Genomic DNA, 25,950 nt, shown 5'->3' with positions numbered 1-25,950 from the left:
CCGACCCTCGCGGGGCGCCCTGTCACGGCTGTGTGGTGAGCCTGTGGCCCCTCTGTGAGTCCGGCGACGGGCCGACGGCGAGGGGCAGCAGGACCTCGAAGGCGGTCCGCCCGGGCTCACTGCGTACGTCGACCCGGCCGCCGTGCGCGACGACGACGGCCTGCACGATGGCGAGGCCGAGGCCGGTGGATCCGGCCGCGCGGGAGCGGGAGGCGTCCCCGCGGGCGAAGCGCTCGAAGACGTGGGGCAGCAGTCCGGGGGCGATACCCGGGCCGTCGTCCTCGATCCGCAGCCGGACGGCGGATGTTTCACGTGAAACGTGGGCCGTGACGGTGGTGCCGGGCGGGGTGTGGGTGCGGGCGTTGGCGAGGAGGTTGACCAGGACCTGCTGGATCCGGGCCGGATCGGCGCGGACCGTCGCGGGTTCGGCGGGGAGGTCGAGGCGCCAGTGGTGTCCGGGGCCGGCGGCCCGGGCGTCGCTGACGGCGTCGACGACGAGCGGTGCGAGGTCGGTGTCGGTGGCGCCGGTGGTGAGCGGGCGGCCCGCGTCGAGCCGGGCGAGGAGCAGCAGGTCTTCGACGAGGCCGGTCATGCGGGTGGCCTCGGACTCGATCCGGCCCAGGGCGTGCCGGGTGTCGGGGCCGGTCTCCTCCCGTCCCCGGCGGGTCAGTTCGGCGTACCCGCGGATGGAGGCGAGCGGGGTGCGCAGCTCGTGGCTGGCGTCGGCGACGAACTGGCGGACCCGCATCTCGCTGTGCTGGCGGGCGGTGAGCGCGGAGGAGACGTGGCCCAGCATCCGGTTGAGGGCGGCGCCGACCTGGCCCACCTCGGTGCGGGGGTCGGCCTCGGCATCGGGGACCCGCTCGTGGAGGGCGGGTTCGCCGCTGTGCAGGGGGAGTTCGGAGACGCGGGTTGCGGTCGCGGCGACCCGGCGCAGCGGGCGCAGGGCCACCCCGATCAGGGCCTGACCGGCGAGGGAGGCGGCGATCAGCCCGGCGAGGGTGACGCAGACCTCGACCCCGACGAGGGTGCCCACCGTACGGTCGACGTCGCGCAGCGGGGTGGCGAGGACCAGGCCGCCGTCGGGGGAGGTGCGCACCCGGTAGCCGCCGAGTCCGGGGAGTTCCGCCTCGACGGGCCCGGGGCGGCCGTGCGCGCTCTGGCGGGCGACGGCGAGCAGGGCGTCGGTCTGGCCCTGGGAGAGGGGGCGGACGTGGTCGAGGGGCGATCCGTCGCCGGAGGAGCTGAGGCCGGAGGCGAGCACCTTGCCGTCGGGGTCGAGGCGGATCCCGGCGGTGCCGGTCGGGTTTCCGGGGGCCAGGACGAAGCCGAGGCTGTTCTCGCGGGAGGCCTTCCCGGCGCCGGGGCCCCGGGTGGCCATGTCCACGGAGACGCCGAGCTGTTCGTCGAGCCGGTCGACCAGGTACGAGCGCAGCGCGAGGGTGGTGACGGTGCCGATGGCCGCGCCCACCACGGCGATCAGGGCCACCGCCGAGACGACGAGCCGGGTCCGCAGGGACCAGGGGCGGCCGGGGAGCCGGGGCGGGCGCGGGGCCACTAGTCGGCCGGCTTGATCAGGTAGCCGGCGCCGCGGCGGGTGTGGATCATCGGGGGCAGGCCGGTGCCCGCCTCCAGCTTGCGGCGGAGGTAGGAGATGTACAGCTCGACGACGTTGGCCTGGCCGCCGAAGTCGTAGGACCAGACCCGGTCGAGGATCTGCGCCTTGCTGAGGACCCGGCGGGGGTTGCGCATGAGGTAGCGCAGCAGCTCGAACTCGGTGGCGGTGAGGTGGACCTCCTGGCCGCCGCGGACCACCTCGTGGCTGTCCTCGTCCAGCCGCAGGTCGCCGACGGCCAGCACCGAGCCGCCGCGGGCGGCCTGGGCGGCGCCGGAGCGGCGGACGAGGCCGCGCAGCCGGGCGACGACCTCCTCCAGGCTGAAGGGCTTGGTGACGTAGTCGTCGCCGCCCGCCGTCAGCCCGGCGATCCGGTCCTCGACGGAGTCCTTCGCGGTCAGGAAGAGCACCGGGACCTGCGGGATCTCGCGGCGCAGCTGTCCGAGGACGGCCAGACCGTCCATGTCGGGGAGCATGATGTCCAGGACCACCACGTCGGGGCGGAACTCCCGGGCGGCGCGGACGGCGCCGGCCCCGTCCCCGGCGCTGCGGACCTCGCAGCCCTCGTAGCGCAGGGCCATCGACAGCAGCTCGGACAGGGAGGCCTCGTCGTCGACGACGAGGACCCGGCAGGGTCCGCCGTCGGGCCGTACCAGGGCCGTCGGGGAGCCGGTGGACGTGGACGCGTGGGAGGTGGTCGTCGCAGTCATGCCCTCACGCTGGCCGCCGCCTCTGAGAGCGTTCTTGCCCCTTCCTGTGAATCTCCTGAGAAACGTCTTCAGGGGGTGCGAGGGGTGCGAGGGGCGGAAGGGCCGGGCAGTCCGGGAGGGCCGGGCGGTCCGGTGAGGCCGAACAGCCGGGCGCCGTTGTCGTGGCAGACGGCCCGCAGCCAGTCGTCGCCGAGGCCGAGGCGTTCGAGGGCCTCCAGCTGGTGCTCGTACGGGTAGGGGATGTTCGGGAAGTCGGTGCCGAGCAGGATCCGGTCGCCGAGGTCCGCGAGCCGTCCGAGCGCGCCGGGCGGAAAGCCGCTCAGCCGTTCCGCGAAGTCGGTGAAGACCATCGTGGTGTCGAGGCGGACGCCGGGGTGGCGGTCGGCGAGGTCGAGGAAATCGGCGTACTCGGGCATCCCCATGTGGGCGACGATCAGCGGCAGGCCCGGGTGGCGCTCCAGCAGCCGGGCGACGGGGCCCGGGCCGGTGTGCTTGCCCGCGACCGGACCCGAGCCGCAGTGGATCACGGTGGGGACCGCGGCCTCGGCGAGCAGCCCCCACACCGCGTCGAGCCGCTCGTCGTTCGGGTCGTAACCGCCGACCTGGACGTGCGCCTTGAAGACGCGGGCCCCGCCCGCCACGGCCTGCCGGACGTAGGCCGGGGCGTCGGGCTCCGGGAAGAAGGTGGCGGTGGGCAGGCAGTCGGGGGTGCGGGCGGCGAAGTCCGCGGCCCAGGAGTTGAGCCAGGCGGCCATGCCGGGCTTGTGCGGGTAGACCATCGAGGTGAAGGCACGGACCCCGAACTCCCGCAGCAGCGCGACCCGCTGCTCCTCCTCGTGCCGGTAGGTGATGGGCCAGGCGACGCCGGTGAGCGGGCCGACGGCGTCGAAGTAGTCCCAGACCTTCTCCATGACCCGGGCGGGCATGAAGTGCGTGTGGACGTCGACCAGTCCGGGCAGGTCCAGCCGTTCCCGGAAGGCGCGGACCGCGTCAGCCGTGGTGGTCGAAGCCGTGACACCGGGCGGTTCGGATGCCCCAGCGGGCTGCGTGCTCATGTCCCCACCCTCGGCGGTCGGCCCCTCGCGTGTCCACCACGAACAGCGGTGGAAGGGCAGGGGGATCAGGATCCACGTCCTGATCCCGCGGCCAGAACGGGCAGAACGGTCAGAACGGTCGAGCGGTCAGAACAACCCGTCCTGTTCCGCCCCGGGAAGCACCGGGGGCACCGGCGCGAGCGGCACGTCGGTGACCGTGTCCGCGGCCGCCACGCCCAGTCCCCAGCCGGCCATGAGGCGGGTGTCCACCACGAGCCCGTCCGCGAAGTGCAGGTCCGGCCCGGCCGCGGCGACGAGGCCGCCCGCGATGCTCCCGCCGGGCACCAGCTCGGTGACCACCCGGGCCGGGGCGGGCAGCCCGTCGGGCCAGAACACCGCCGCGTGGTCGGTGATCCCGCACGCGACCCGCTCCAGCGACTCCGGCCAGCCGGACAGTGCGGCGGCCCGCGCGTGCAGCCCGGCGACCTCCCGCGCCCGCTCCGGCGCCGGCGGCAGGTGTCCCCGTACGGCGCGCTTGCGGACGTACGCGATCCGGTCCGGCACCCCGAGGGCGGCGCGCAGCAGCTCCTCGGTGCGGCGCGCGGCCATGAGCGGCCCGCGCCCCAGCCAGGCCCAGGTCACCGCCCCCTGCTCCAGCAGCCGGGCCGGGCCGCGCTCCTCGGCGGTGATGCCGACCTTGACCATCCCGGGCCCGAACCACGCCAGGTAGACCCGGTAGGTGCGCGGGTCGGCGGCATGGGTGTCGGCGGCCACCGAGAAGGACCGGTCCAGGCGGGCGCACTCGGGACACTGGGCGCTGCCCGTGCGGCCCGGCACGGTCCGCTCCGTCGGACACGGGGTCCGCTTCCCGGCCCGCCACACCCCGAGGCAGCGCCGCCCCTCGCCCACGGTGAAGGCCAGCCGGGTCCCGTACACGAGGCGGCTGGTGCTCTCGTGGCCCGGCGGGCCGCCCTGCCAGCCCATGACGGGGCGGCCGTCGGTCCAGCGCAGTCCCGTGCTCCGCCAGGTCACAGCGGGAGGGGCCGTTCGAAGAAGGTGTCCAGGACGACGGTGGCCTGGGTGCCACTGACGCCGTCGATGGCGTACAGGCGCCGCAGGACGTCCTGGAGCTGCCGGGTGGTGGCGGTGCGGACCTTGACGAGGACGGCGGCGCTGCCCGCGATGACGTGCGCCTCCTGGATCTCGGCGATGGCCTCGAAGGCCTCCCGGGAGTCCCCCAGCCAGCTGCGGGAGTCGACCATCACGTAGGCGAGCACCCCGCTGCCCACCGCGGCCGGGTCCACCTCGACGGTGGTCCGCCGGATGACCCCGCGCTCGCGCAGCTTGCGGACGCGCTCGTGGGTGGCCCCGGCCGAGAGCCCCACGGCCGCGCCCAGCGCCGCGTAGGACTGGCCCGCGTCCTGCTGGAGGCGCCGCACGAGCGCCCGGTCGATGTCGTCCACGCGGTGTTCCTCCCAGGGCCCCGGCTGCTCTTGCCAAGACGGTACCGGATCCTGCAATACCGAGATAGCGCCGAACAGAATTCGGCGAGACCGGCCTACCGGGCGACGAACTGCGTGAGGATCGCCTGCACCTCGTAGATGTCCACGCCCTTGGTGAAGGTCTTCCCGATCGGCTCCGGCGTGCCGGATATCCAGATCTTCAGCTCGGCGTCGAGATCGAAGTGCCCGGCCGTCTCCACGGAGAAGTGCGTGATGCTCCGGTACGGGATGGAGTGGTACTCGACCTTCTTCCCGGTGAGCCCCTGCTTGTCGACCAGCACCAGCCGCCGGTCGGTGAACAGGATCGTGTCCCGGATCAACAGGTACGCGGCGTGGACCTGCTCCCCGTTCCCGAGCAACCGCGCGAAGTCCCGCTGCGCGGTGCCGGCATCGATGTGGTGCGCGTTCCCGAACAGACCCATGGAGTCCCCCTTCGAAGGTACGAAAAGACCGACCGGTCCCGCGAAGGCTAGCCAGGGGAACATCAAGACAACGCAAGAGGCCCCCCGGTGAACCGGGGGGCCTCTTCGGCTGTGCACTCGGCAGGATTCGAACCTGCAACCTTCTGATCCGTAGTCAGATGCTCTATCCGTTAAGCTACGAGTGCTTGGGCTTCCCGGGGTTTTGCGCCCCGTTGGCCTTGCGAGAACAACAATACATGGACCTCGGCGGGACGCGAAATCCATTAGGTCCAACCCATCTGACCTGCGAAAACGATTCAGATGAAGATCGTCCACGTGGGTCGCGCGGCGGGGTCGCGCCGGGCTTGGGGCCGGTTTGGTTACCCATCGGGGGGCCTTCGAAACCACTCGGCCGGAGCCGGCCGGTCGCAGGGACCCGGAACGCACCGAAGCCCCGGTCCGTGAGGACCGGGGCTTCGTGAGTGCGGAGGCGGAGGGATTTGAACCCTCGATGGGGTGTAAGCCCCAAACCGCATTAGCAGTGCGGCGCCATAGACCGGACTAGGCGACGCCTCCAGCACACCCTCGCGTACGAAGGTGCGTGCAGATGATGACACAGGCGCGGGGCCGGTCACCAATCCGCTCCCACGGTACAAGCAGCCGGGGCCGCAGGGCAAAGCCTTAAGCCCACCCAAAGCCCACGCAACGTCGGGGCGTGCTCCTCGTTGGTGAGGCGTACGACGTACGGACGACCTGGAGTGCCCCATGCTGCGTCTCGCCGCCTTCGCCGTCACCTCCGCCCTGGCCGCCGCGGCCGCCGGACCGCTGCCACCACTGCCGCTGGGGCGACTGCTGTCCGCCTCCCCCGACCGCCTCACCGTCACCGTCTCCGACACCGGCAACCGCCTGGTCGACGGCGAGTACCGGCTGGAGTGCCGCCCCGTCGGCGGCGACCACCCGGAGGCCGAGAAGGCCTGCGCCCGGCTGGAGCAGTTCGCCAAGGAGGGGAAGGATCCCTTCGCGCCCGAGCCCAAGCGGCAGCTGTGCACCTTCCAGGACGGCGGCCGCGCCACCGCCCGCGTCACGGGAACCTGGCACGGACAGAAGGTGGACAGCACGTTCCGGCGGAGGAACGGATGCGACATCAGCCGGTGGAACGACCTGGAACCTGTGCTTCCGAGTGCGCGTTCCTGACCTGGGCGGATGTGGCGGATGCACGGATTCCTCCGTTCCTCCGCCACCTCCCCGCGGAGCGGTGCCCTTAGACTCCTCCCGTGACATGCCGGTAGTCGTGGTCAGGGAGGAAGCTCGTCGTGAGCAGCAGGCCATCCCGAGGCGCTGCTCGCCTCGCAGCAATACTCGACGCACTCCCGGACGCGCTGTTGCTCGTCAACGCCAACGGCACGGTCGTCAACGCGAATTCGATCGCGCTGGAGGTCATGGAGAGTCCCGGCACGGGTCTCGTCGGCCGCGGCGTGCTGGACCTGCTGCCGGAGTTCGACTCCAAGCTGATCCCCGGATCGATGCGCCGGCCCGGCGACGACGAGGAGGGCCGCGCCCGGCCCAAGCGGATGACCGCGCGCCGCACCGACGGCAGCGAGTTCCCCGTCGAGGTCACCGCCGCCCACCTCGACGGCCGTGACGCCTACCGCGAACCCCAGCCCGCCTACACCGGCGACGAACTGCTGATGCTCGTCGTGCGGGACCTCTCCGAAACCGTGGACACCGAGGCCGAGCTGGCCCGCTCGCAGCGGCAGACCGAGATGATCCTGCGCGCCGCCGCCGAGGGCGTCGTGGGCACGGACACCGACGGCCGGGTCGTCCTCGTCAACCCCGCCGCCGCGCAGATCCTCGGCTACCGCGCCACCGACCTCGGCAACCGCGAGCTGCACGGCCTCGTCCAGCACTCGCGCGCCGACGGCTCCCCCTTCCCCTTCGACGAGTCCCCGCTCGCCGACACCCTGCGCAGCGGGCGCAAGCACCGGGTCCGCGGCCAGGTGCTGTGGAACAAGGCCGGTCAGCCCGTCGCCGTCGACCTGACCACCTCGCCCGTACGGGACGGGGAGCTGCTCGTCGGCGCCGTCATGACCTTCACCGACCGCCGCCCCTACGACGCCCTCGCGGCGCGCCACGCCCAGCTGCTCGCCGTCCTCGGCGAGTCCCTGCGCGGCCCGCTGGAGGAACTGCGCGGGGAACTGGCCACGCTGGCCGCCGATGACGCGGGACAGCTGTGGCCCGAGGCCAACCAGCTGCTGCACCACCTGGCCGCCGGCTACTCGCGGATGACCACGCTGGTGGACAACGTGCTCGGCTACCAGCGCCTCGACGCGGGCACCGAGAAGCTCCGCAAGAAGAACGTCCTGATCAACACGGTCGTCGCGGCCGGGATCGACGGCGCCGTCGAGCTGATCGGCCCCGGCCGCGCCCAGTTCGCCGTGCACGCCCCGACCATCGAGGCCGAGGTGGACGCGCGGCACATCGCGACGGCCCTCGCGCACCTGGTCGCGGACGTCGCCGGGGTCGACGCCACCGGCAAGACCCCCCAGGGCAGCGGCTACATGGACTCCACGATCGTGGTGGCCGCCGCACAGCGCGGTGACGTCGTACGGATCGAGGTGCGCGGCCCGTACGAGGGCGGCGACCCGGTGCACGAACCGATCGTGCGGGGCATCGTCGCCGCGCACGGCGGGGTCCTGCAGACGGTGGAGGTGCCGGGCGCGCCCGGCGGGGCGTACGTACTGGAACTGCCGCTCGGCTCCGGAGCCGGGACGGTGACCCTGCCGGAGCCGGACCCGGAGCCCGAGCCCGACGCGGACGGTGGCGCCCCGGGCGGCTCCGGCGAGCGGCCTTCCGGCGGAGGCGGTCCCGCGGCCGGTCCCGGCGGCCGGCGGGCCCGGCGCGGGGTGGACGCGTTCCTGGACGACGAGGCGGACGCGGCGAGGGCCCCCGGGGGCGGGGGCGCGCTGGCGCTGCCGTCCGGGCGGCGCCGAGCCGACGGCGCCCCCGCCGACGTCCCCTCCGGGCCGGCCGAACTCGCACAGTCCCCGGTGAACCCGGCCGGGCTGGGCACCGGGCGCAGGCGGGGCCGGGACGGCGACGGCAGCGAAGCCGCGCTCGGGCCGGTGCGGCCCGGGGCCGGGCGGCCCGTGCCCCCGCAGGGGACCGCCATGCCCGCGCTGCCGCCCGTACCGGCGGTGCCCCCGGTGCCGGTGACCGAGCATCCGGCCGGACGCCGCCGGGCCCTGGGGGCCGCGGCCGCGCCGCCCGGGCCGGGGGCTCCCGCGGCGCAGCGGCCGATCGCGCCCGAGGGCGGCTTCGCGCTGCCCGCCGGGCCGCCGCAGCCGGCCGCCGCGGTGCCGGTCGCCCCGCCCGCTCCGGCTTCCGGCCCCGTTCCCGCTTCCGGTGCTGCTTCCGGGCCTGCTTCCGCCCCCGCTCCGGGTGCCGTGAAGGCCGTCGCCGGCCCCGGTGCCGGTGAGGGCGACGGGGACTCCGAGGGGCCGGGCGGACGCCGGGCACGCCGGGTGCTCGGCTCGCCCGTGGCCGCCGAACCGGCCGCCCCGCAGCCCCCTTCGGCTCCCGCCGCCGGGCCCGTCGCCGCCTCCGCCGGCGCGGAAGCCGTACCGCCGACCGGGCGGCGGCGCGCGCTGCCCGCGACCCCGGCGTGGCCCGTTCCGGCGGCCCGGACCGCCCCCGAGGACAGCGACGGCGCCGGCCACGCCGCCGTTCCCGCCGCCCGGCAGCCCGGTGACGCCCCGGCGGGCGCCGCGCAGCCGATCAGCGTGCGCGCCCTCGGCACCCTGGGCCAGGGCATCAGCCTCGACGCCGGCGCCACGAACGGCGGCGGTTCCGGCTCCGGCCGTCGCCGCAGGCTCTCCGAACCGGCCCCCCAGGGGCGTGCCTTCGCCATAGGCGCCCCCGAGGCGGGCTCCGCCGAGGGCCCCGAGCCGCTGGACGGACCCGGCGGGGCCGTCGAGGTGGTCAACCGGCCCGTACCGCGTCCCGTGGACGACGAGCTGCCGCCCGAGCCGCTCGACAACCCGCGCCGGCTGCTGGTGTGGCCCGCGCCGGACGCACAGACCCAGCAGGCGCTGAGCGACCGCGGCTACCGTCCGGTGATCGTGCACTCCCGCGAGGAGGTGGACGCGCAGATCGCCGCGTTCCCCGCCGCGCTGTTCGTCGACCCGCTGACCGGGCCGATCACCCGCACCGCCCTGCAGTCCCTGCGCCAGGCCGCCGTGGCCGCCGAGGTCCCCGTCCTGGTGACGGCCGGGCTGGGGCACGCCACGCGCGAGGCGGCGTACGGGGCCGATCCGGCGGTGCTGCTCAAGGCGCTCGCGCCCCGCGACAGCGAACAGCACCCCTCCCGGGTCCTGCTGATCGAGGAGCACGACGAGATCGCGACCGCGCTGACCGCCGCCCTGGAGCGGCGCGGCCTCCAGGTCGCGCGGGCGGGCGCCGACACCGACGCGGTGGAGCTGGCCACCCGGATGCGGCCCAACCTGGTGGTCATGGACCTGATGCAGGTACGGCGCCGCCGGGCCGGCATCGTGGACTGGCTGCGGGCCAACGGGCAGCTGAACCGCACCCCCCTGGTGGTGTACACGGCCACCGGGATCGAAGCGGCCCACCTGCCCCGGCTGGCCTCCGGCGAGAGCGTGCTGTTCCTCGCCGAACGGGCCACGACGGCGGACGTGCAGGGCCGCATCGTGGACCTGCTGGCCAAGATCGGGACCAACTAGCCATCCTGGCCCGATGGCCATCACCAACACGTCCGAGCAGACCGTCCCCGCCGACAGCGGAGAGGTGAACCTGCTGATCGCGCGGCAGGTGGAGCCCGGGCACGAGGAGGACTTCGAGGCCTGGGCCCAGGGGATCCTGGAGACGGCCGCGGGTTTCCCCGGCCACCTCGGGTACGGGCTCTTCCGGCCGGCGGCGGACGGCGGTCCGTGGTTCCTGGTCCACCGCTTCCGCGACCAGGCGGCGTTCCGGCACTGGCAGGACTCCCCGCAGCGGGCCGAGTGGTTCTCCAACTGCCTCGGCCACCACCACACCGAGATAGCCCGGCGCGAACTGCAGGGCATGGAGACCTGGTTCGCCAAGCCGGGTACGACCCGGCCCGCGCCGCCGCGCTGGAAGATGGCGATCAGCTCGGGGCTGGCCATCTTCCCGATCTCGCTGGCGGGCAACGCGGTGCTCGGGCCGTACCTGGTCGACGTGAACTTCGTCCTGCGGACCGCCGCCTTCGCGGTGGTCTTCAGCACCCTGATGACCTACGTGGCCATGCCCGCGGTCAGCAAGCTGCTGCGGCCCTGGCTCACGCGCGGCTGATCAGCCCAGGGTGGTGACGTCCAGGGCGCCTTCGGCGTACTGCTTGCGGATCACCTTCTTGTCGAACTTGCCGACGCTCGTCTTCGGCACCGCCGTCACGATCGTCCAGCGCTCCGGCAGCTGCCACTTGGCGATCGACGCTCCCAGGAACGCACGCAGCCCCGCGTAGTCCACCGTGGCGCCCTCCTTGAGCACCACCGTGGCCAGCGGGCGCTCGCCCCACTTCTCGTCGGGGACGGCGACGACCGCCGCCTCGGCGACCTCGGGGTGGGCCATCAGGGCGTTCTCCAGCTCCACGCTGGAGATCCATTCACCGCCCGATTTGATGACGTCCTTGGCCCGGTCGGTGAGCGTGAGGTAGCCGTCGGGGCTGATCACGCCGACGTCGCCGGTCTTGAGCCAGCCGTCCGCGCTGAACTTGTCGTCGGGCCGTACGGGTTCCCCGGCCGCGCCGCCGTAGTAGGCGCCCGCGATCCAGTTGCCGCGCACCTCCAGCTCGCCCGCGGACTCCCCGTCCCAGGGCAGCAGGTCGCCGCCCGGGCCGACGAGGCGGGCCTCGACGCCCGCCGGGAAGCGGCCCTGGGTGATCCGGTACGGCCACTCCTGCTCGGCGCTCAGACCGGCCGGCGGGTGGGCCATGGTGCCCAGCGGGGAGGTTTCCGTCATGCCCCAGGCGTGGCACAGCCGGACGCCGAGCTTGTCGTAGGCCTCCATCAGGGAGGGCGGACAGGCCGCGCCGCCGATGGTGACCTGCTTCATCGAGGTCAGGTCGCGCGGGTGGGCGGTGACCTCGGCCAGCAGCCCCTGCCAGATGGTGGGGACGGCGGCGGCGTGCGTGGGCTTCTCCCGCTCGATCATCTCGGCGAGCGGGGCGGGCTGCAGGAACCGGTCCGGCATCAGCAGGTTGATGCCGGTCATGAAGGTGGCGTGCGGCAGGCCCCAGGCGTTCACGTGGAACTGGGGGACCACGACCAGGCTGGTGTCCTTGGCGGTCAGGCCCATCGACTCGGTCATGTTGACCTGCATGGAGTGCAGGTAGATCGAACGGTGGGAGTAGAGCACGCCCTTGGGGTCCCCGGTGGTGCCGGAGGTGTAGCACATGGCCGCTGCCTGGCGCTCGTCCAGCTCGGGCCAGTCGTAGTGGTCGGAGCGGCCCTCCAGCAGCTCCTCGTACTCGTGCACGCGTACGTCGAGCCCGTCGAGGACGGAGCGGTCGCCGATGCCCGCGACCACGACGTGCTCGACGGTCGGCAGGTGCGGCAGCAGCGGCGCCAGGAGCGGCAGCAGGGTGCCGTTGACCAGCACCACCCGGTCGGCCGCGTGGTTGACGATGAAGACCAGCTGCTCGGGAGGCAGCCGCAGGTTGAGCGTGTGCAGGACCGCGCCCATGGACGGGATCGCGAAGTACGCCTCCACATGCTCGGCGTTGTTCCACATGAGGGTCGCGACGCGGTCCTCCTGGCGGACACCGAGCTCGTCGCGGAGGGCGCCGGCGAGGCGGGTGGCGCGGGTACCGATCTCGGCGAAGCTGCGGCGGTGCGGCTCGGCCTCCCCGGTCCAGGTCGTGACCTGGGACTTCCCGTGGATCGTCATCCCGTGCTGCAGTATGCGGGTGACGAGGAGTGGTACGTCCTGCATGGTGCTCAGCAAAGCGTCCTCCCGGTGAGCGCTGCGGCGCTGCGGCGGCTGTCGGATGCTGCCGATTCTGTGCACATACCGCTCGGCATGTCACTACCCGGGGGTACAAACCGCGGGGCGGATCACTGTGGGCCGGTCGATGTTTCACGTGAAACGACGCGGCGGGGACGTCGATGTTTCACGTGAAACGAGGCGCTCGGAGCGGGCGCCGGGGGGCGCCGGGCCGCGGGCGGGTCAGCGCACCGGGGTCAGTTCCGGGTCCTCGCGGAGTTTGCCGAGCGCCCGGGAGACGGCGCTCTTGACCGTGCCGACCGAGACGCCGAGCAGCTCGGCGGTCTGCGCCTCGCTGAGGTCCTCGTAGTAGCGCAGCACCACCATGGCCCGCTGCCGGTCGGGCAGCCGGGTCACCGCGCGCCACATCGCGTCGCGCAGTGCCTGCGCCTCGGCCGGGTCGGAGGCGGGCGGCTGCTCGCTCTCCGGGAGCTCGTCGCAGGCGAACTCGTCGACCTTGCGCTTGCGCCACTGGGAGGTCCGGGTGTTGACCAGGGCCCGCCGGACGTAGCCGTCCAGGGCCCGGTGGTCCTCGATGCGGTCCCAGGCGACGTAGGTCTTGGTGAGGGCCGTCTGGAGCAGGTCCTCGGCATCACAGGGGTTGGCGGTCAGCGACCGCGCCGTGCGCATCAGGACCGAGCCCCGGGTCCGGACGTACGCCGAGAACGACGGGTACGGCGTCGGGTTCGAGGCGTGGGTGCACACGGGCGTGGTCATGGCTCCACGCTAGGAGCGGACGGCGCCCGTGGGATCGGCCGCAGGTGCCGAAGGCGGGTCCGTCTCAGGTTGTAGGCCCGGGCCGCGTCCCACCTCCTGTAGGTGGAGGGGCGGGCGCGGACCGGGACCACGGGTGGGGCGCCGGTGTGTGCGGGGGGCGGATGCCGGGGCGGGTGCCGGGGCGGATGCCGGGGCGGGCGGTCAGGTGTCGGCGCCCAGGACCAGGCCGGAGGTCGGGACCCCCGTCCCGGCGGTGACCAGGACGTGTTCCGTGCCGGGGACCTGGTTGACGGACGTGCCCCGAAGCTGGCGGACGGCCTCGGCGATGCCGTTCATGCCGTGCAGGTAGGCCTCGCCGAGCTGGCCGCCGTGCGTGTTGAGCGGCAGCGCGTCGGCGGCGACGAAGTCCGCGGCCTCGCCCGGGCCGCAGAAGCCGAACTCCTCCAGCTGCATGAGCACGAAGGGGGAGAAGTGGTCGTAGAGGATGGCGACGTCGATGTCCGCGGGCCGCAGCCCGCTGGTGCGCCAGAGCTGGCGGGCGACGACGTCCATCTCCGGGAGGCCGGTGAGGTCGTCGCGGTAGAAGGAGGTCATCGCCTCCTGGCGGCGGCCGGCCCCCTGGGCGGCAGCGGTGATCACGGCGGGCCGCCGGCGCAGGTCCCGGGCCCGTTCGGCGGTGGTGACGACGAGGGCCTGGCCGCCGTCCGTCTCCTGGCAGCAGTCCAGCAGCCGCAGCGGCTCCACGATCCAGCGGGAGGCCGCGTGGTCGGCGAGGGTGATGGGCTTGCCGTGGAAATACGCGGCCGGGTTGTTCGCCGCGTGCCGCCGGCCGGTCACCGCCACGTGGCCGAAGGCCTCGGGGGTCAGGCGGTGGGCGTGCAGGTAGCGCTGGGCGGCCATCGCCACCCAGGACGCCGGGGTGAGCAGGCCCCAGGGCAGGGACCAGCCGAGCGCCGCGCCCTCCGCCGAGGGCTCGCGCTGCTGCACCCCGGAGCCGAAGCGCCGGCCGGAGCGCTCGTTGAAGGCGCGGTAGCAGACCACCACCTCGGCCACCCCGGTGGCGACGGCGAGGGCTGCCTGCTGGACGGTGGCGCAGGCCGCGCCGCCCCCGTAGTGGATGCGCGAGAAGAAGGAGAGCTCCCCGATGCCGGCCGCCTGGGCGACCGTGATCTCGGGGCTGGTGTCCATCGTGAAGGTGACCATGCCGTCGACGTCGGCGGGGGTCAGCCCGGCGTCGTCGAGGGCGGCGTGGACCGCTTCGACGGCGAGCTTGAGCTCGCTGCGGCCCGAGTCCTTGGAGAACTCGGTCGCGCCGATCCCGGCGATGGCGGCGCGGCCGCCGAGGGTGTCGCGGGTACGGACGCTCATGCGCCGGCCCCCAGGGTGACGGTCACGGTGCCCGTGACGTGGTGGCCGACGGAGTTGGCGCCGACGATCCGGATCTCGGCGGTGTCCCCGTCGAGGGCGGTGACGGTGCCGGTGAGCGTCATCGTGTCGCCCGGGTGGTTGGGCGCGCCGAGGCGGATCGCGACCTTGCGCAGCACGGTGCGCGGGCCGAGCCGGTCGGTGACGTACCGGCCGACCAGGCCGTTCGTGGTCAGGATGTTCATGAAGATGTCCGGGGAGCCCTTCTCGCGGGCGAGTTCCGCGTCGTGGTGCACGTCCTGGTAGTCGCGGGAGGCGATGGCGCCCGCGACGATCAGCGTGCGGGTGATGGGGATCTCCAGCGGGGGCAGTGCGTCGCCGACGTTCATGCGCTCTCCTCCTCGTCCTCGGCTGCGGCGAGGGCGTCGCCCAGCTCGGCCAGCAGTTCACTGCCGGAGCCCAGGTAGGCGTCCAGCTGGCGCCCCCACAGGAAGTGCCGGTGGACGGGGTGCTCCAGGTCGGCGCCCATGCCGCCGTGCAGGTGCTGGCCCGTGTGGACGACCCTCTTGCCCGCCTCCGAGGCCCACCAGGCGGCCGTGAGGGCGTGTGCGCGCGAGTCGAGCCCCTCGTCGATGCGCCAGGCGGCCTCGTAGGCGGTGACCCGGATCGCCTCGGTGTCCATGTACGCGTCGGCCGCCCGCAGCATGACCCCCTGGTTGGTGGAGAGCGGCCGCCCGAACTGCTCGCGGGTGGAGGTGTACTCGACGGCGCGGGCGAGCGAGCCCGCGCAGACGCCCGCCTGGAGGCCCGCGAAAGCGGTGCGGGCGCAGGCGAGGACCTGCTCGTAGGCACCGCCGCCCTCCGGGGCGGGGGCGGGGGTGGTGCCGGACGGGCCGGGGGCGCCGAGGCGTTCCGCGGGGGCGCCGGTCAGCGTCAGCCGGCCCGCCGACCACGGGGCCGTCGTCTCCACCGGCTCCGTGACCACCCCGGGCGCGTCCGTCCGTACGAGCCACAGCGCCCGGTCGGCGTCCGGTACGAGCACGTGCGTCGCGTCGCGCAGCCAGGGCACGGCGGGTGCGGTGCCGGTCAGCCGGCCGTCGGGCGCGGCGGTGATCCGGCGGCCCCGGGCCGGGAAGGCGCCGGTCGCGACGGCCTCGCCCGAGCCCAGGGCGGGCAGCAGTGCGGCGCGCTGGGCGGGGCTGCCGTGCGCGGCCACCGGCAGGATGCCGTACGCGCAGGTGGCGGCGTACGGGACCTGCGCGGTGGTGCGGCCCTGTTCCTCCAGCAGCAGGACCAGGCCGAGGAGGCCGATCTCCTCGACGGCGGCGGTCAGTCCGGCGGAGACCAGGGCCTTCCACAGTTCGGCGTCACTGCCGGTGCCCGCAGCGGCGAGGCGTTCGTGGGTGGCCAGGTCGCGGAAGATCCGGGCGGCGAGTCCGGCCGCCGCGGCCTGTTCCTCCGTGGGGTGGAAGTCCACGTCAGCCCGCCTCTCCGCGGAAGACGGGGAGTTCGAGCGTGTCGTCGACGCGCAGGAACTCCAGCTGGACGGGCAGGCCGATGCGCACCCTGTCGTAGGGCACGCCGGTGATGTTCGTGACCAGTCGGACGCCCTCGGCGAGCTCGACGACGGCCACCGCGTACGGCGGGTCGAAGGCGGGGAAGGGCGGGTGGTGCATGACGACGTAGCTGAAGACCGTACCGGCGCCGCTCGCCTCGACGGTGTCCCATGCGGGGGAGGCGCAGGCGTTGCAGCCGGGGAGCCAGGGGAAGCGCAGGGTGGCACAGCCGGCGCAGCGCTGGATCAGCAGCCGGTGCTCGCGGACCCCGTCCCAGAAGCCCTGGTTGTCGCGGTTGATCACGGGGCGGGGGCGCTGGGGGGCGGCCGCGGGCACGGGCGCGGGCCGCGGTTTCGCCTTCGTGCCCGCGGGGGCGTACTTGAGGATGCGGAAGCGGTGCGTCCCGGCGAGCCGGCCGCCCGCGTGGACGTCCATGCGGGTGGTCACGAAGTACCCGGTGCCGAGCTTGGTCGTCTTGCGCGGGGAGACCGACTCGATCACGGCGTCGAAGGTCACCGTGTCCCCGGGGCGCAGCGGCCGCAGGTACTCCTGCTCGCAGTCGGTGGCGACGACGGAGGTGCAGCCCGCGCCGTCGAGGAGCGCGAGGAGTTCGTCGTAGGCGCCGGAGCGGCCGGTGTGACCGGAGAGCCCGCCCATCGTCCAGGCCTGGAGCATGGTGGGCGGGGCGATGGCGTCCGGCCCGGTGTAGGCGGGGTTCGTGTCCCCCAGGGCCTCGCACCAGTGCCGGATCATCGGCTCGTTGACCGGGTCCTTGCCCCGGCCGGCGGTGGCGGCGGGGAGTCCCTCGAAGGCCTGGAGGGCGGCGTGGAACCGTATGTCCCCTTCGGCGTCCCCGGCGGCGTGCGCGTCCGCACTCGCGTCGGCGCCCTCGGCCCTGTGTCCGGCCGCGTGTCCGGCCGTGTGCCCGGTCCTCGGCGTCGTCGGTCCCCCGGTCATCGCTTCCTCCCCTTCATGCCGAGCCGCATCATCGCGACGATCTCGCGCTGGACCTCGCTGACCCCGCCGCCGAAGGTGTTGATCTGGGCGGCCCGGTTCAGCCGTTCCAGCTCGCCGCCCGCAAAGGCCCCGGGACCCCTGATGAGGGCCTCCTCGCCCACCGCCTCCTGGCAGATCCGGTACACCTCGACGGCGGACTCGGTGCCGAGGAACTTCACCCCGCTCGCGTCGCCGGGGGCGAGCGTGCCCGCGCCGACGTCCTGGACCAGGCGCCAGTTGAGGAGGCGTACGGCGGCCAGCCGGGCATGGGCCTCGGCCAGCCGGGCCCGCACCCAGGGGCGGTCGCCCGGGCGCTCGCCGGTGGCGGGGTCGGGGGTGCGGACGTGCCGGCGCGCGCGCTCGTAGAAGTCCTCGGCCTGCATGCCGATGGCGGCGAGGGCGACGCGTTCGTGGTTGAGCTGGTTGGTGATCAGGCCCCAGCCGCCGTGTTCGGGGCCGACGAGGTGCCCGGAGGGGACGCGGATGCCGTCGTAGTAGGTCGCGGTGGTGGTGAGGCCGCCGACCGTGTCGATCGGGGTCCAGGCGAATCCGGGGCTGTCGGTGGGCACCAGGATGATCGAGATGCCCTTGTGCTTGGGGGCCTCGGGGTCGGTGCGGCAGGCGAGCCAGATCCAGTCCGCGTTCTGGGCGTTGGAGGTGAAGATCTTCTGCCCGTCGACCACCCATTCCGCGCCGTCACGGACGGCCCGGGTGCGCAGCGAGGCGAGGTCGGTGCCGGCCCCGGGCTCCGAATAGCCGATGGCGAAGACGAGCTCGCCGCGCAGGATGCGGGGGAGGAAGTACTCCTTCTGCTCGCTCGTCCCGTACTTCATGAGGGTGGGGCCGACGGTGTTGAGGGTGACCATGGAGACGGGCGCCCCGGCCCGGTAGGCCTCGTCGAAGAACACGAACTGCTCGTCCGGCCCGCGCCCTTGGCCGCCGTACTCGACGGGCCAGCCGATGCCGAGCAGGCCGTCGGCGCCGATCCGGCGCAGCAGGGCGCGCTGGGCGGCAGGGTCCTCGGGCGCCCCGTCCGGCAGTAGCTTCCTGAAGTACTGGCGCAGTTCGGCGCGCAGCCTCGACTGGGCTTCGGACGGGGCGAGGTGCACGGCACTGGCCTCCCGGCATCGCGTCATCGGACGAGTGGACCTGACTGTCCGTCAGATTTACTCGCGATGTCAAGGTCGGGAGACCGGCCGGGGGCCGGAGCACGCGGAAGGGCGCCCGCCCGACCGGACCCCAGCCGGTCCGGTCGTACGGGCGCCCTCAGCGGTCGGCGCGGCTCAGGGGCCGCCTACCACCAGGGGTGGAAGTCCACCGCGACGTTCGTGTTGGCCTGGTGGATCGCCGTGAAGGCGGAGCCGTTGACCTGCGCGGTGTTGTTCTGGTTCGAGGCGCCGGAGCCGGTGGCCACCTGCTGCGAGGTGGAGGAATTGCCGTGGTTGTTGCCGCCCACACCACTGCCGATGATGCCGGCGACGCTCGCATTCGACCCGTCGTTCGCGAGGGCGCCGTTGTCGGCCGAGGCCACGCCGCCGAACAGGGCCACGGCGAGGGGGAGAGCGGCGACGGCGGCGATGACGCGGGCGGTACGGATGCTTGCCATGTCTGAATCCTCCAGAAAACCGAAGTCGGGTGATCTCCAAGGCAGTTGGCCGACCGCCTCGGTCGTTCCGTGTTGCGGACGACGTCGCGAGACCAGAGTTGCCCACCGAATCCCCGGCGAACCACCCCGCAGCCCCCTATTCCCCCGCAAGCATGACCAACATCGGATAAACCTCATTCGCGCCACGGCCGCCGCAGGTCAGCGCCGGCGCCCCCGCTGGAACCCCTGGCACACCACGGGCGAATCGTTCCCTCAAACCGGCCTGTCCCGGACATGCCGAAGAGGGCCGTGTCGTCCGGGAACCCCGCCGTCTCCCGGTCCTACGGCCCTGCCTGTCGAGCTTCACGCCCCCTGCGCGCCCCCGGTGTGCGCCGAGGCCATTCCACCGTGCCCCGCTCCGGGGGCACTCCGCGGCGCGATCCACGGCCGTGACCGACCGGGCTCCAGCGCCTGCGCTCGTACGTCTGCTACGTCTCTTTCACGCTTCTGCTGCGTCGTCTCTGCTGCGTCTCTTCCGCGTCCTGCTCCACGTCCCTGCCGACCGCGTCGACCGGGCCGTACTCCCTGCTGGTGCCGTACCCGCTCCAGCCGACCCACTACGCCGCGAGCGCCATCTGCCGCCGCTCCGCACCGCCGCCGAGACCTGCACCCGCCTGCACCCCAGCACCCGCACCCACACCCACATCGGAACCGGAACCCGAACGACGTACCGAGTCGGCGGCGAGAGCGGCAGCGGTGGCCGAGCAGCGGACGGACGGGGACTTGCCGTGGGCCTCGGCGCGGATCCGCTGCTTGATGGTCGGCGGGAGCGAACCGCCCCGCATCATCGCCCGCCACGTCCGTCGCGCCACCGGAGCCGGCCGACGCACGGCGGGGACCATCGGAGTGGCGACGGAGGCGGATGCGGCGACCGGAGCCGCCTTGCCGCCGAATCCGAGGGCGGCCAGGAGGGCCACGACTGCGGCGAGGACGGTGGTCCAGATCGACGTGACGCTGCTGCGGTGGGTCATGACGGATGCCTCATTTCTCAATGTTCCGACGGGCGGATCTGCATACATTCGTCATGATGTGGTCGCAACCGCAGGGCCCCCACGACCCGCGCCGTTCTTCCGACAAACACCACTCGTATGAACCAACGCGGATAATCGGCCATGAATCGAGGTGTCCCGATGACGGTCTTCCAGTGCCGCAGCTGCGGCCGTGCGCTCACGCGGGCGGTCACCGAGCGGCCCCTGCCGCACCCCGACGTGGACGCCGGGTGGCACCGCCCCGACGCGGGTCCCACGGACGCGCAGGGTCACACCGACAGCCCGATCGTGCGCATGGCTCCGGGGGCGTTCGCCGTGGATCCGCAGCCGTACGGACCCCCGTACGTCCTGGAGGAGCCCTCCGGCCTGCTGGTCGAATCCGGTCCCCGCAGCACCCTCGTCCTCAACCCGGACGACGGCACCGGCCTGGAGCCCCACCCGGACCGCGCGATGCGGCGCGGCTACTGCTGCGGCATGGACGGCGAGTGGGGTCCCAACCTGGCGTGCGCCTGCGGCGCGGTCGTCGCGACGGTCCACTCGGACTGCTACCAGGTCCGGGAACTGCGCCTCCAGCCCGCCGCCGTGACCCGCCACGACTGACCCCTTGAGGCGGCGCGCGCCCCGCACACGCGCACGGCCCCTGACCGACGTACTGGTCAGGGGCCGTTCCGCTGCGGTGGGTGTGGGATTTGAACCCACGGTGACATCGCTGCCACGACGGTTTTCAAGACCGTTCCCTTAGGCCGCTCGGGCAACCCACCTGGCCGGTACAGAGTACCGGGATGTGGGGGTGGGTGTGGTGGGTGTTTCGGGGCGGGAGGGGGTGGCGGGGGTCAGGAGGTCTGGGCCCTGTCGTAGGCGGCCTTCGCCTCGTCGCCGAAGTAGGGGCCGTACATCCGGTTCGGCAGGAAGCTGTACCCGAAGCTGTTCACCGAGACCTGGGTGCCCAGGCCCGTCGCCTCGTTGAAGTCCTGGAGCCATGGGCCGCCGCTGGAGCCGCCCGTCATGTTGCAGCCCAGCCCGTGGTCCTTGGTCAGCAGGAAGTCCTTGTTGCTGTTCCCGCTGCAGTAGACGAGCTTCGTGCCGTCGTACGGGGCCGCCGCGGGGAAGCCGAAGGAGTACATCTTCTTGTTGTAGCCGCCGTTGAAGAGGATGCCCTGGGCCCCGACGGCCTGGCTCAGCTTCTGGCCGTTCAGGGGGGCGACGACCGCGAGGCCCACGTCCATGTTCATGTCCTCGCTCGCCGCCCACTGGTCGGTCGCGAAAGTCTTGGTGGCGGGCCACTGGCCGTAGGGCGCGTTCCCGTTGTCGTACGCCGGGACGAAGACCCAGTTCGTGTGCCAGGCGCCCTGGTACTTCACGCAGTGCCCGGCGGTGATGACCGTGCTGCCGTTGGCGCTCGTGATCGAGTCGCCGGAGCAGGAGGCCGTGCGGTCGCCCATGGTGAAGAAGACCCGGCCCGAGGTCTTCACGATCGCTCCGCCGCCCGTCCAGGCCCCGCCGGCCTGCGGGAAGGCCGCGGGGGAGGCCGCGGCGGCCGAGGCCGTCGTGGGCGCCACCCGGACCGGCGGGCCCGACGGGGCGGCCCCGGAGGAGACCGTACGGGTGGCGGTGGCGCCGGGGCCCGCCGGCACGTCCAGCGGGGTGGCCCGGCGCATCCGCTCCGCCGTCCAGAAGCCGGCCGTGTGGGACGGCCGGAACGAGGCGGGCGATTCCGCGGCGGCCGAGGGGGAGGCGGCCGTCAGGGCCCCCGCGAGCAGTGCGCCCGAGGCGAGGAGGACGGACGCCGCCGTGCGATGACGATTCACGCAGGACTCCTTCGTCCGTGCCCGGACCGGTCTGACCCGGGCAGGGTGGGGTGAAGAGCTGTCGGTGCGGATCGGCTGTGCGGGTGCACCGTCGCACGAGAGGCGCGAGATGTCAGGAGGCAGTCCGGGCGTTCGGTCGGTTCCGGCCAGGAAATGGCCAACTCCCCTGCGGGAGCGAGGTCATACGGTGAGCAGGACGCCGACGTACGAGACCCCGGCCACCATCACCCAGGCCCCCAGCCCCAGCAGGGCAGCGCGCCCGCCGGTCCGGGCCAGCCTCGGCAGGTCCACCGCGCTGCCCAGGCCGAACAGGGCCGCCGCCAGCAGCAGCCCCTGAGCGGTGTGCGCCCACTCCAGCAGCGCGTCGGGCAGCACCCCGGTGGTGCGCAGCGCCGCCGCCGCCAGGAACCCGGCCACGAAGAGCGGGACCGGAGCGGGCCTGCGCCCCGAGGTGGTGCGTGCCCCACGGCGCCGGGCCCGCATCGAGAAGGCCACGGCCGCCACCAGCGGAGCCAGCAGGGCCACCCGCATCAGCTTGACCAGGACCGCCTCGCCCAGCGCCCCGGGGCCCGCGGTCTGGGCGGTCGCCACCACCTGGCCGACGTCATGGACGCTCGCCCCCACCCAGCGCCCGAAAGCCGGGTCGGAGAGCCCCAACGGGCCCTGGAGTAGGGGCAGGACGGCGATGGCGAGGGTGCCGCAGAGGGTGACCAGGGCCACCGAGGAGGCGACGTCCTCCTCGTCGCTGCCGGAGACCTCGCTGACCGCTCCGATCGCCGAGGCCCCGCAGATCGAGTAGCCGGTGGCGATCAACAGGGGCTGATCGCCCGGGAGTCCAAGGCGCCGGCCGAGCCAGACGGTGCCGAAGAAGGTGGCCGCGACCACGCCGGTCACCATCGCCACCGTCGCCCAGCCGAGGCGGGCGACCTGGTCCAGCCCGAGGCCGAGGCCCAGCAGGACGATGCCGATGCGCATCAGTCGCCGACCGGCCAGCGACAGGCCCGGGCGGGCGGTGCCGCGCACCGTGCTCCGTAGACCTGGAAGGTGGGCTGCCGCGATGCCGAGCACCACCGAGGCGGTCAGCATCGGTACCGCCGGGATCAGCAGATGGACGCACCAGGCGAGCAGGGTGCCGGCGGCGGCGAGGGCCAATCCGGGCCAGGAGGTGGATGTTTCACGTGAAACACCGCGCAGCGGCGTCCTCGGCGGCCGCGGGGCGGTGCGGTTCAGGAGGGCCATCAGCCGGTCGGTTCCGGGTAGACGCGGCGGACACTGCTGCCGAGGCGGCTCACGTCGGCCCCGTAGACGTGCAGGGATATCGCCTTCGTACGGCAGGAGTTGCGCACCTTGTGGATGTCGCCGGGCGGGGCGAAGCCACAGACGTCGCCCTGACCGTTGACCACTTCCTCGGTCGCCACGAGACGCGCACTGCTCCCGGGGGCGATGGCGGGGGCGAGCCGGTAGCGGATCTCGCTCTCCGCGCCCTCGTGCACCCCGGCCACGCACCAGGAGACGTGGTCGTGGATGGCGGTCTCCTGACCGGGCAGCCACACCAGGGCGACCACGGAGAAGCTTCCGTCGGGCTCGGTGTGCAGGACGTGCTGCCGGTACCGGTCGGGATGGCCTTCGCACTGCTCGGGGGTGAGCAGCTCGGGCGCGCCCAGGTGCGGGGCGAGTCGTTCACCGACCAGGTAGGCGGTCAGGTCGGGGGCCAGCCCCCGGTCGACGACCTTGCGGATCTCACTGACGAGGGCGGCCATCCTCGCGGTCGTGCGGGCCTGCGTGGTGGTGGTCATGGAAGCAGCGTCCGTCGGCTGATCCATCACGTCCAACGACAGTTCTGCCCTGAATTCCCAAGCTCCGCTTATGGATCGAGGGTCGCTGGAGCGCCGGAGCCCGGAGCGCTGGAGCGCCGGAGCCCGGAGCGCTGGAGCGCCGGAGCCCGGAGCGCTGGAGCGCCGGAGCCCGGAGCGCCGGAGCCTGGAGCGCCGGGTTCAGTCTGCGGGGCTCAGCAGCCGACCCGGTTCGCGGCCACGCGCTTCAGCTCGTCGAGCACCACGGCCGTCGCCGGGATCCGCAGGTGGTCGCGGTAGACGTAGGCGGCGATGTGCCGGCGCGCGGCGGGTTCCAGCACCCGTCCGCACACGCGGCTGAGGGAGAGCGAGGGCAGCACCAGCGCGGGCATCATGGCGACACCCAGGCCCTGCGCCACGAGGCTCTGGACGACCAGGTTGTCGTCGGTGGCGAACCTGATGTCGGGGACGAAGCCCAGCTCGGCACACTCGTGCAGCAGGTTGGCCCGGCAGCGCGGGCAGCCCGCGATCCAGCGCTCCTCGGCGAGGTCGGCCAGGTGCACGGCGCGGCGCCGGGCCAGCGGGTGCCCGGTCGGCAGCAGCACGGTCAGCTGGTCCTCCAGCAGCCGCACCTCGGCCACTTCCTCGGGGATCTCCTCGTGCAGGCCGGGATAGGTGAAGGCCAGGGTGATGTCGCACTCGCCGCGCTGGAGGCGGCGCAGGGACTCCGGCGGCTCCCCCTCCAGCAGCTCGACCTGGACTCCCGGGTGGTCCTTGGCCAGGCCGCTGAGGGCTTCCGGGACGAGGGTGACGTTGGCGCTGGGGAATCCGCAGACCCGGACCCGCCCGGTGCGCAGCCGGGTGTACGCCTTCAGCTGGGCCTCGGCGGCGGAGAGGCTGCCGAGGATGGACTCGGCGTGCCGGGCCAGGGACTCGCCGGCCTCGGTGAGCTTCATCTTCCGGCCCACGCGGGTGAACAGCGGGGTGCCGACCGCGCGTTCGAGCGCCTTCATCTGCTGGGTGATCGCGGGCTGGGTGTAGCCCAGGACGCGAGCGGCCGCGGAGTACGAGCCCGCCGCGACCACTTCATGGAATGTCCGTATGTGCCGTGAATCGAACACCAGCGAAGCATAAGCAGATATTGGGAGGGGCCGTAGGCGGAATCCCGCCCACGGCCCCTGCCATCAAGCCAGCGTCGAGCGCGGGCCCGTCACCACTCGTCGGCCGGCTACTCGTCGGCCGGCTACTTGTCGCCGACCCGCGAGCCGAGGGTGATGTCGACCGTGTTCGGCTTGCCGTCGCGCAGGTACGTCAGCTTCACCGTGTCGCCCGGCTTGTACGTCCAGATCAGGCTGATCAAGGTCGGACCGCTGTCGACCTGGCGGCCGCCGAACTCGGTGATGACGTCGCCGGGCTTGAGGCCCGCCTTGCCGGCCGGGCCGTTGGGGTCGACCAGCTCGTTGGCGGACGCGCCCTGCTCGGAGATCTTGGCCCCGTCGCTCTTCGCCTGGAGGTCCACGGAGACCGAGATCACCGGGTAGACCGGCTTGCCGGTCTTGATCAGGGAGTCGGCGACGTTCCTGGCCTGGTTGATCGGGATGGCGAAGCCGAGGCCGATCGAGCCGGCCTGGCCACCGCCGAAGCCGCCGTTCCCGGCGGACTGGATCGCGGAGTTGATGCCGATGACCGCGCCGCGGCCGTCGAGCAGCGGGCCGCCCGAGTTGCCGGGGTTGATCGAGGCGTCCGTCTGGAGGGCGCTCATGTAGGAGTTCTTGCCGCCGGAGCCGTCGCCGGAGGCCACCGGACGGTTCTTGGCGCTGACGATGCCGGTGGTGACCGTGTTGGACAGGCCGAAGGGCGCGCCGATCGCGATGGTCGAGTCGCCGACGGCGACCTTGTCCGAGTCCCCGAGCGCCAGCGGCTTGAGGGCGGTGGGCGGGTTCTTCAGCTTGAGCACGGCCACGTCGTAGCCCTGGGCGCGGCCGATCACCTCGGCCTCGTACTTCTTGCCGTTGGAGAAGGTCGCGGAGAGCTTGCCGCCGTTGGCGGCGGAGGCCACCACGTGGTTGTTGGTGAGGATGTGGCCCTGTTCGTCGTAGACGAAGCCGGTGCCGGTGCCGCCCTCGCCGTCCCCGGCGGAGGCTTCGATGGTGACCACGCTGGGCAGCGCGGAGGCGGCGAGCCCCGCGACCGAGGCGGGGTCCCGCTTGACGTCCTTGGGGGTGCTGGCGGTGATGGTGGTCGAACCGGAGGCGTTGTCGCTCCGCTGCGCCGCCCAGTAGCCGACGCCGCCGCCGATGCCGCCGGCGAGGAGGGCCGCCGCGAGGACGGCCGCGACCAGGCCCCCCCTGCCCTTCGGCTTGGGGGCGGGGGCGCCGTCGGTGTGCAGCGGCGCGCCCCAGCCGCCGTGGCCGGCGCCGCCGCCGTCGTACGCGGGCACGGCGGGCGGCGGCGGGGGCCAGCCCTCGGCGCCGTGCGCCGCCGGGGCGGGGGGCGGGGTCTGGCCGTAGGCCTGGTATGGGCCCGGCTGCTGGTCGTGGGGCTGACCGTACGCGGGGGGGCCGGCCGGGGACGGCGGGAGCTGCTGGGTCTGCTCGGCGCCGGGCGCGGCGGGGTTCTGCGCCGGGGCGGGAGCCGCGGCCGGAGCCTGCGCCGGGGCCGGCGGGGCGGTGGGCGGCTGCGACGGAGCCTGCTCGGGGGCGGAGGCGGCCACCGGCACAGGGGGTGCGGACGGGGCCGCGGGGGGCGTCGGGGCCGCGGTGCCCTCGTTCTCGGTGCTCACAGCGCTCTCTCCTCAGTCAC

At 73.5% G+C, this 25,950-nt stretch carries 24 protein-coding genes and 3 tRNA genes; 4 read left to right on the top strand and 23 right to left on the bottom strand.

Annotation, left to right across the window (positions count from 1 at the left end; genetic code table 11):
- Positions 1–22: 22 nt before the first annotated feature.
- From ACFYYT_RS27435 to ACFYYT_RS27400, 8 genes are all read right to left on the bottom strand, one after another.
- Positions 23–1,558, bottom strand: coding sequence for a HAMP domain-containing sensor histidine kinase (locus tag ACFYYT_RS27435; protein WP_351825970.1), 1,536 nt, complete (start codon positions 1,556–1,558; stop codon positions 23–25).
- Positions 1,558–2,325 carry a response regulator transcription factor gene (locus ACFYYT_RS27430; RefSeq protein WP_351825971.1) on the bottom strand — a complete coding sequence of 256 codons (768 nt, stop codon included), beginning with the start codon at positions 2,323–2,325 and terminating at the stop codon, positions 1,558–1,560. Before ACFYYT_RS27430 ends, ACFYYT_RS27435 begins: the two co-directional genes overlap by 1 nt.
- 68 nt (positions 2,326–2,393) lie before the next feature.
- Positions 2,394–3,380 (bottom strand): amidohydrolase family protein, encoded by a 987-nt coding sequence (locus ACFYYT_RS27425; protein WP_351825972.1) that lies wholly within the window; start codon positions 3,378–3,380, stop codon positions 2,394–2,396.
- Between the two features lie 126 nt (positions 3,381–3,506).
- Positions 3,507–4,391 (bottom strand): DUF2797 domain-containing protein, encoded by an 885-nt coding sequence (locus tag ACFYYT_RS27420; RefSeq protein WP_351825973.1) that lies wholly within the window; start codon positions 4,389–4,391, stop codon positions 3,507–3,509.
- Positions 4,388–4,822, bottom strand: coding sequence for an Lrp/AsnC family transcriptional regulator (locus ACFYYT_RS27415; RefSeq protein ID WP_351825974.1), 435 nt, complete (start codon positions 4,820–4,822; stop codon positions 4,388–4,390). Before ACFYYT_RS27415 ends, ACFYYT_RS27420 begins: the two co-directional genes overlap by 4 nt.
- A gap of 95 nt (positions 4,823–4,917) precedes the next feature.
- Positions 4,918–5,283 carry a PH domain-containing protein gene (locus ACFYYT_RS27410; RefSeq protein WP_351825975.1) on the bottom strand — a complete coding sequence of 122 codons (366 nt, stop codon included), beginning with the start codon at positions 5,281–5,283 and terminating at the stop codon, positions 4,918–4,920.
- Positions 5,284–5,395: 112 nt separating this feature from the next.
- Positions 5,396–5,468, bottom strand: a tRNA-Arg gene (locus ACFYYT_RS27405).
- Positions 5,469–5,747: 279 nt separating this feature from the next.
- A tRNA-Ser gene (locus tag ACFYYT_RS27400) sits at positions 5,748–5,838 on the bottom strand.
- Between the two features lie 189 nt (positions 5,839–6,027).
- On the opposite strand from ACFYYT_RS27400, the gene ACFYYT_RS27395 reads away from it, so the two are divergent.
- The 3 genes from ACFYYT_RS27395 to ACFYYT_RS27385 all read left to right on the top strand — a co-directional run bounded on the left by ACFYYT_RS27395 (position 6,028) and on the right by ACFYYT_RS27385 (position 10,590).
- Complete coding sequence (locus ACFYYT_RS27395; protein WP_351825976.1) at positions 6,028–6,456, top strand: SSI family serine proteinase inhibitor; 429 nt, start codon at positions 6,028–6,030, stop codon at positions 6,454–6,456.
- Positions 6,457–6,575: 119 nt separating this feature from the next.
- Positions 6,576–10,001, top strand: coding sequence for a PAS domain-containing protein (locus ACFYYT_RS27390; RefSeq protein WP_388609567.1), 3,426 nt, complete (start codon positions 6,576–6,578; stop codon positions 9,999–10,001).
- A 13-nt stretch (positions 10,002–10,014) separates the two neighbouring features.
- Entirely contained in the window at positions 10,015–10,590 is a 576-nt protein-coding gene (locus tag ACFYYT_RS27385; RefSeq protein WP_351823121.1) for an antibiotic biosynthesis monooxygenase, read from the top strand.
- Here the strand turns inward: ACFYYT_RS27385 and ACFYYT_RS27380 are convergent, their stop codons facing one another.
- The 9 genes from ACFYYT_RS27380 to ACFYYT_RS27340 form a co-directional block, all read right to left on the bottom strand.
- Positions 10,591–12,240: a long-chain fatty acid--CoA ligase gene (locus ACFYYT_RS27380; protein WP_351823124.1), complete on the bottom strand. Its 1,650-nt coding sequence runs from the start codon at positions 12,238–12,240 to the stop codon at positions 10,591–10,593.
- Between the two features lie 222 nt (positions 12,241–12,462).
- Entirely contained in the window at positions 12,463–12,996 is a 534-nt protein-coding gene (locus ACFYYT_RS27375; RefSeq protein ID WP_351823127.1) for a SigE family RNA polymerase sigma factor, read from the bottom strand.
- Positions 12,997–13,197: 201 nt separating this feature from the next.
- On the bottom strand, positions 13,198–14,364 hold the full coding sequence (locus tag ACFYYT_RS27370; RefSeq protein ID WP_351823130.1) for a lipid-transfer protein: 1,167 nt from the start codon (positions 14,362–14,364) through the stop codon (positions 13,198–13,200).
- Entirely contained in the window at positions 14,361–14,750 is a 390-nt protein-coding gene (locus ACFYYT_RS27365) for a MaoC family dehydratase (protein ID WP_351823133.1), read from the bottom strand. The genes ACFYYT_RS27370 and ACFYYT_RS27365 overlap by 4 nt, the downstream gene beginning before the upstream one ends.
- Positions 14,747–15,838: an acyl-CoA dehydrogenase family protein gene (locus tag ACFYYT_RS27360; RefSeq protein ID WP_351823136.1), complete on the bottom strand. Its 1,092-nt coding sequence runs from the start codon at positions 15,836–15,838 to the stop codon at positions 14,747–14,749. Before ACFYYT_RS27360 ends, ACFYYT_RS27365 begins: the two co-directional genes overlap by 4 nt.
- Position 15,839: 1 nt before the next feature.
- A complete protein-coding gene (locus ACFYYT_RS27355; RefSeq protein ID WP_351823138.1) occupies positions 15,840–16,874 on the bottom strand; it encodes an OB-fold domain-containing protein in 1,035 nt (344 codons plus the stop codon).
- Positions 16,871–18,022 carry an acyl-CoA dehydrogenase family protein gene (locus ACFYYT_RS27350; protein ID WP_351823263.1) on the bottom strand — a complete coding sequence of 384 codons (1,152 nt, stop codon included), beginning with the start codon at positions 18,020–18,022 and terminating at the stop codon, positions 16,871–16,873. Before ACFYYT_RS27350 ends, ACFYYT_RS27355 begins: the two co-directional genes overlap by 4 nt.
- A gap of 185 nt (positions 18,023–18,207) precedes the next feature.
- Positions 18,208–18,519, bottom strand: a complete 312-nt coding sequence (locus ACFYYT_RS27345; protein WP_351823140.1) for a hypothetical protein — start codon at positions 18,517–18,519, stop codon at positions 18,208–18,210.
- Positions 18,520–19,115: 596 nt separating this feature from the next.
- On the bottom strand, positions 19,116–19,529 hold the full coding sequence (locus tag ACFYYT_RS27340) for a DUF6344 domain-containing protein (protein ID WP_351823143.1): 414 nt from the start codon (positions 19,527–19,529) through the stop codon (positions 19,116–19,118).
- A 159-nt stretch (positions 19,530–19,688) separates the two neighbouring features.
- Between ACFYYT_RS27340 and ACFYYT_RS27335 the strand changes: the two genes are divergently transcribed.
- Positions 19,689–20,147 (top strand): hypothetical protein, encoded by a 459-nt coding sequence (locus ACFYYT_RS27335; protein WP_351823146.1) that lies wholly within the window; start codon positions 19,689–19,691, stop codon positions 20,145–20,147.
- A 74-nt stretch (positions 20,148–20,221) separates the two neighbouring features.
- On the opposite strand, the gene ACFYYT_RS27330 is transcribed toward ACFYYT_RS27335, so the two are convergent.
- The 6 genes from ACFYYT_RS27330 to ACFYYT_RS27305 all read right to left on the bottom strand — a co-directional run bounded on the left by ACFYYT_RS27330 (position 20,222) and on the right by ACFYYT_RS27305 (position 25,930).
- Positions 20,222–20,308 (bottom strand) — tRNA-Ser (locus ACFYYT_RS27330).
- Positions 20,309–20,380: 72 nt separating this feature from the next.
- Positions 20,381–21,355, bottom strand: a complete 975-nt coding sequence (locus ACFYYT_RS27325; RefSeq protein ID WP_351823149.1) for a peptidase — start codon at positions 21,353–21,355, stop codon at positions 20,381–20,383.
- Between the two features lie 180 nt (positions 21,356–21,535).
- On the bottom strand, positions 21,536–22,594 hold the full coding sequence (locus tag ACFYYT_RS27320; RefSeq protein WP_351823151.1) for a putative sulfate exporter family transporter: 1,059 nt from the start codon (positions 22,592–22,594) through the stop codon (positions 21,536–21,538).
- Positions 22,594–23,151, bottom strand: a complete 558-nt coding sequence (locus tag ACFYYT_RS27315; protein ID WP_351823154.1) for a cysteine dioxygenase family protein — start codon at positions 23,149–23,151, stop codon at positions 22,594–22,596. Before ACFYYT_RS27315 ends, ACFYYT_RS27320 begins: the two co-directional genes overlap by 1 nt.
- A 212-nt stretch (positions 23,152–23,363) precedes the next feature.
- Positions 23,364–24,269, bottom strand: a complete 906-nt coding sequence (locus tag ACFYYT_RS27310; RefSeq protein ID WP_351823157.1) for a LysR family transcriptional regulator — start codon at positions 24,267–24,269, stop codon at positions 23,364–23,366.
- A gap of 122 nt (positions 24,270–24,391) precedes the next feature.
- The gene (locus tag ACFYYT_RS27305; protein ID WP_351823160.1) at positions 24,392–25,930 is read right to left on the bottom strand and encodes a trypsin-like peptidase domain-containing protein; all 1,539 of its coding nucleotides are present in this window, start codon (positions 25,928–25,930) and stop codon (positions 24,392–24,394) included.
- Between the last annotated feature and the right edge of the window lie 20 nt (positions 25,931–25,950).

The organism is Streptomyces sp. NPDC002032 (assembly GCF_042890765.1).
Taxonomy (GTDB): domain Bacteria; phylum Actinomycetota; class Actinomycetes; order Streptomycetales; family Streptomycetaceae; genus Streptomyces.
Note: the sequence above shows the minus strand (reverse complement) of the source record. Positions and strands in the feature narration are given on the sequence as shown.

Bases quoted from the DNA above. Each gene is read 5' to 3' on its own strand.
- ACFYYT_RS27430 (WP_351825971.1), bottom strand. From the start codon at position 2,325: ATGACTGCGACGACCACCTCCCACGCGTCCACGTCCACCGGCTCCCCG.
- ACFYYT_RS27425 (WP_351825972.1), bottom strand. From the start codon at position 3,380: ATGAGCACGCAGCCCGCTGGGGCATCCGAACCGCCCGGTGTCACGGCT.
- ACFYYT_RS27410 (WP_351825975.1), bottom strand. From the start codon at position 5,283: ATGGGTCTGTTCGGGAACGCGCACCACATCGATGCCGGCACCGCGCAG.
- ACFYYT_RS27395 (WP_351825976.1), top strand. From the start codon at position 6,028: ATGCTGCGTCTCGCCGCCTTCGCCGTCACCTCCGCCCTGGCCGCCGCG.
- ACFYYT_RS27385 (WP_351823121.1), top strand. From the start codon at position 10,015: ATGGCCATCACCAACACGTCCGAGCAGACCGTCCCCGCCGACAGCGGA.
- ACFYYT_RS27375 (WP_351823127.1), bottom strand. From the start codon at position 12,996: ATGACCACGCCCGTGTGCACCCACGCCTCGAACCCGACGCCGTACCCG.
- ACFYYT_RS27370 (WP_351823130.1), bottom strand. From the start codon at position 14,364: ATGAGCGTCCGTACCCGCGACACCCTCGGCGGCCGCGCCGCCATCGCC.
- ACFYYT_RS27365 (WP_351823133.1), bottom strand. From the start codon at position 14,750: ATGAACGTCGGCGACGCACTGCCCCCGCTGGAGATCCCCATCACCCGC.
- ACFYYT_RS27355 (WP_351823138.1), bottom strand. From the start codon at position 16,874: ATGACCGGGGGACCGACGACGCCGAGGACCGGGCACACGGCCGGACAC.
- ACFYYT_RS27345 (WP_351823140.1), bottom strand. From the start codon at position 18,519: ATGGCAAGCATCCGTACCGCCCGCGTCATCGCCGCCGTCGCCGCTCTC.
- ACFYYT_RS27340 (WP_351823143.1), bottom strand. From the start codon at position 19,529: ATGACCCACCGCAGCAGCGTCACGTCGATCTGGACCACCGTCCTCGCC.
- ACFYYT_RS27335 (WP_351823146.1), top strand. From the start codon at position 19,689: ATGACGGTCTTCCAGTGCCGCAGCTGCGGCCGTGCGCTCACGCGGGCG.
- ACFYYT_RS27320 (WP_351823151.1), bottom strand. From the start codon at position 22,594: ATGGCCCTCCTGAACCGCACCGCCCCGCGGCCGCCGAGGACGCCGCTG.
- ACFYYT_RS27315 (WP_351823154.1), bottom strand. From the start codon at position 23,151: ATGACCACCACCACGCAGGCCCGCACGACCGCGAGGATGGCCGCCCTC.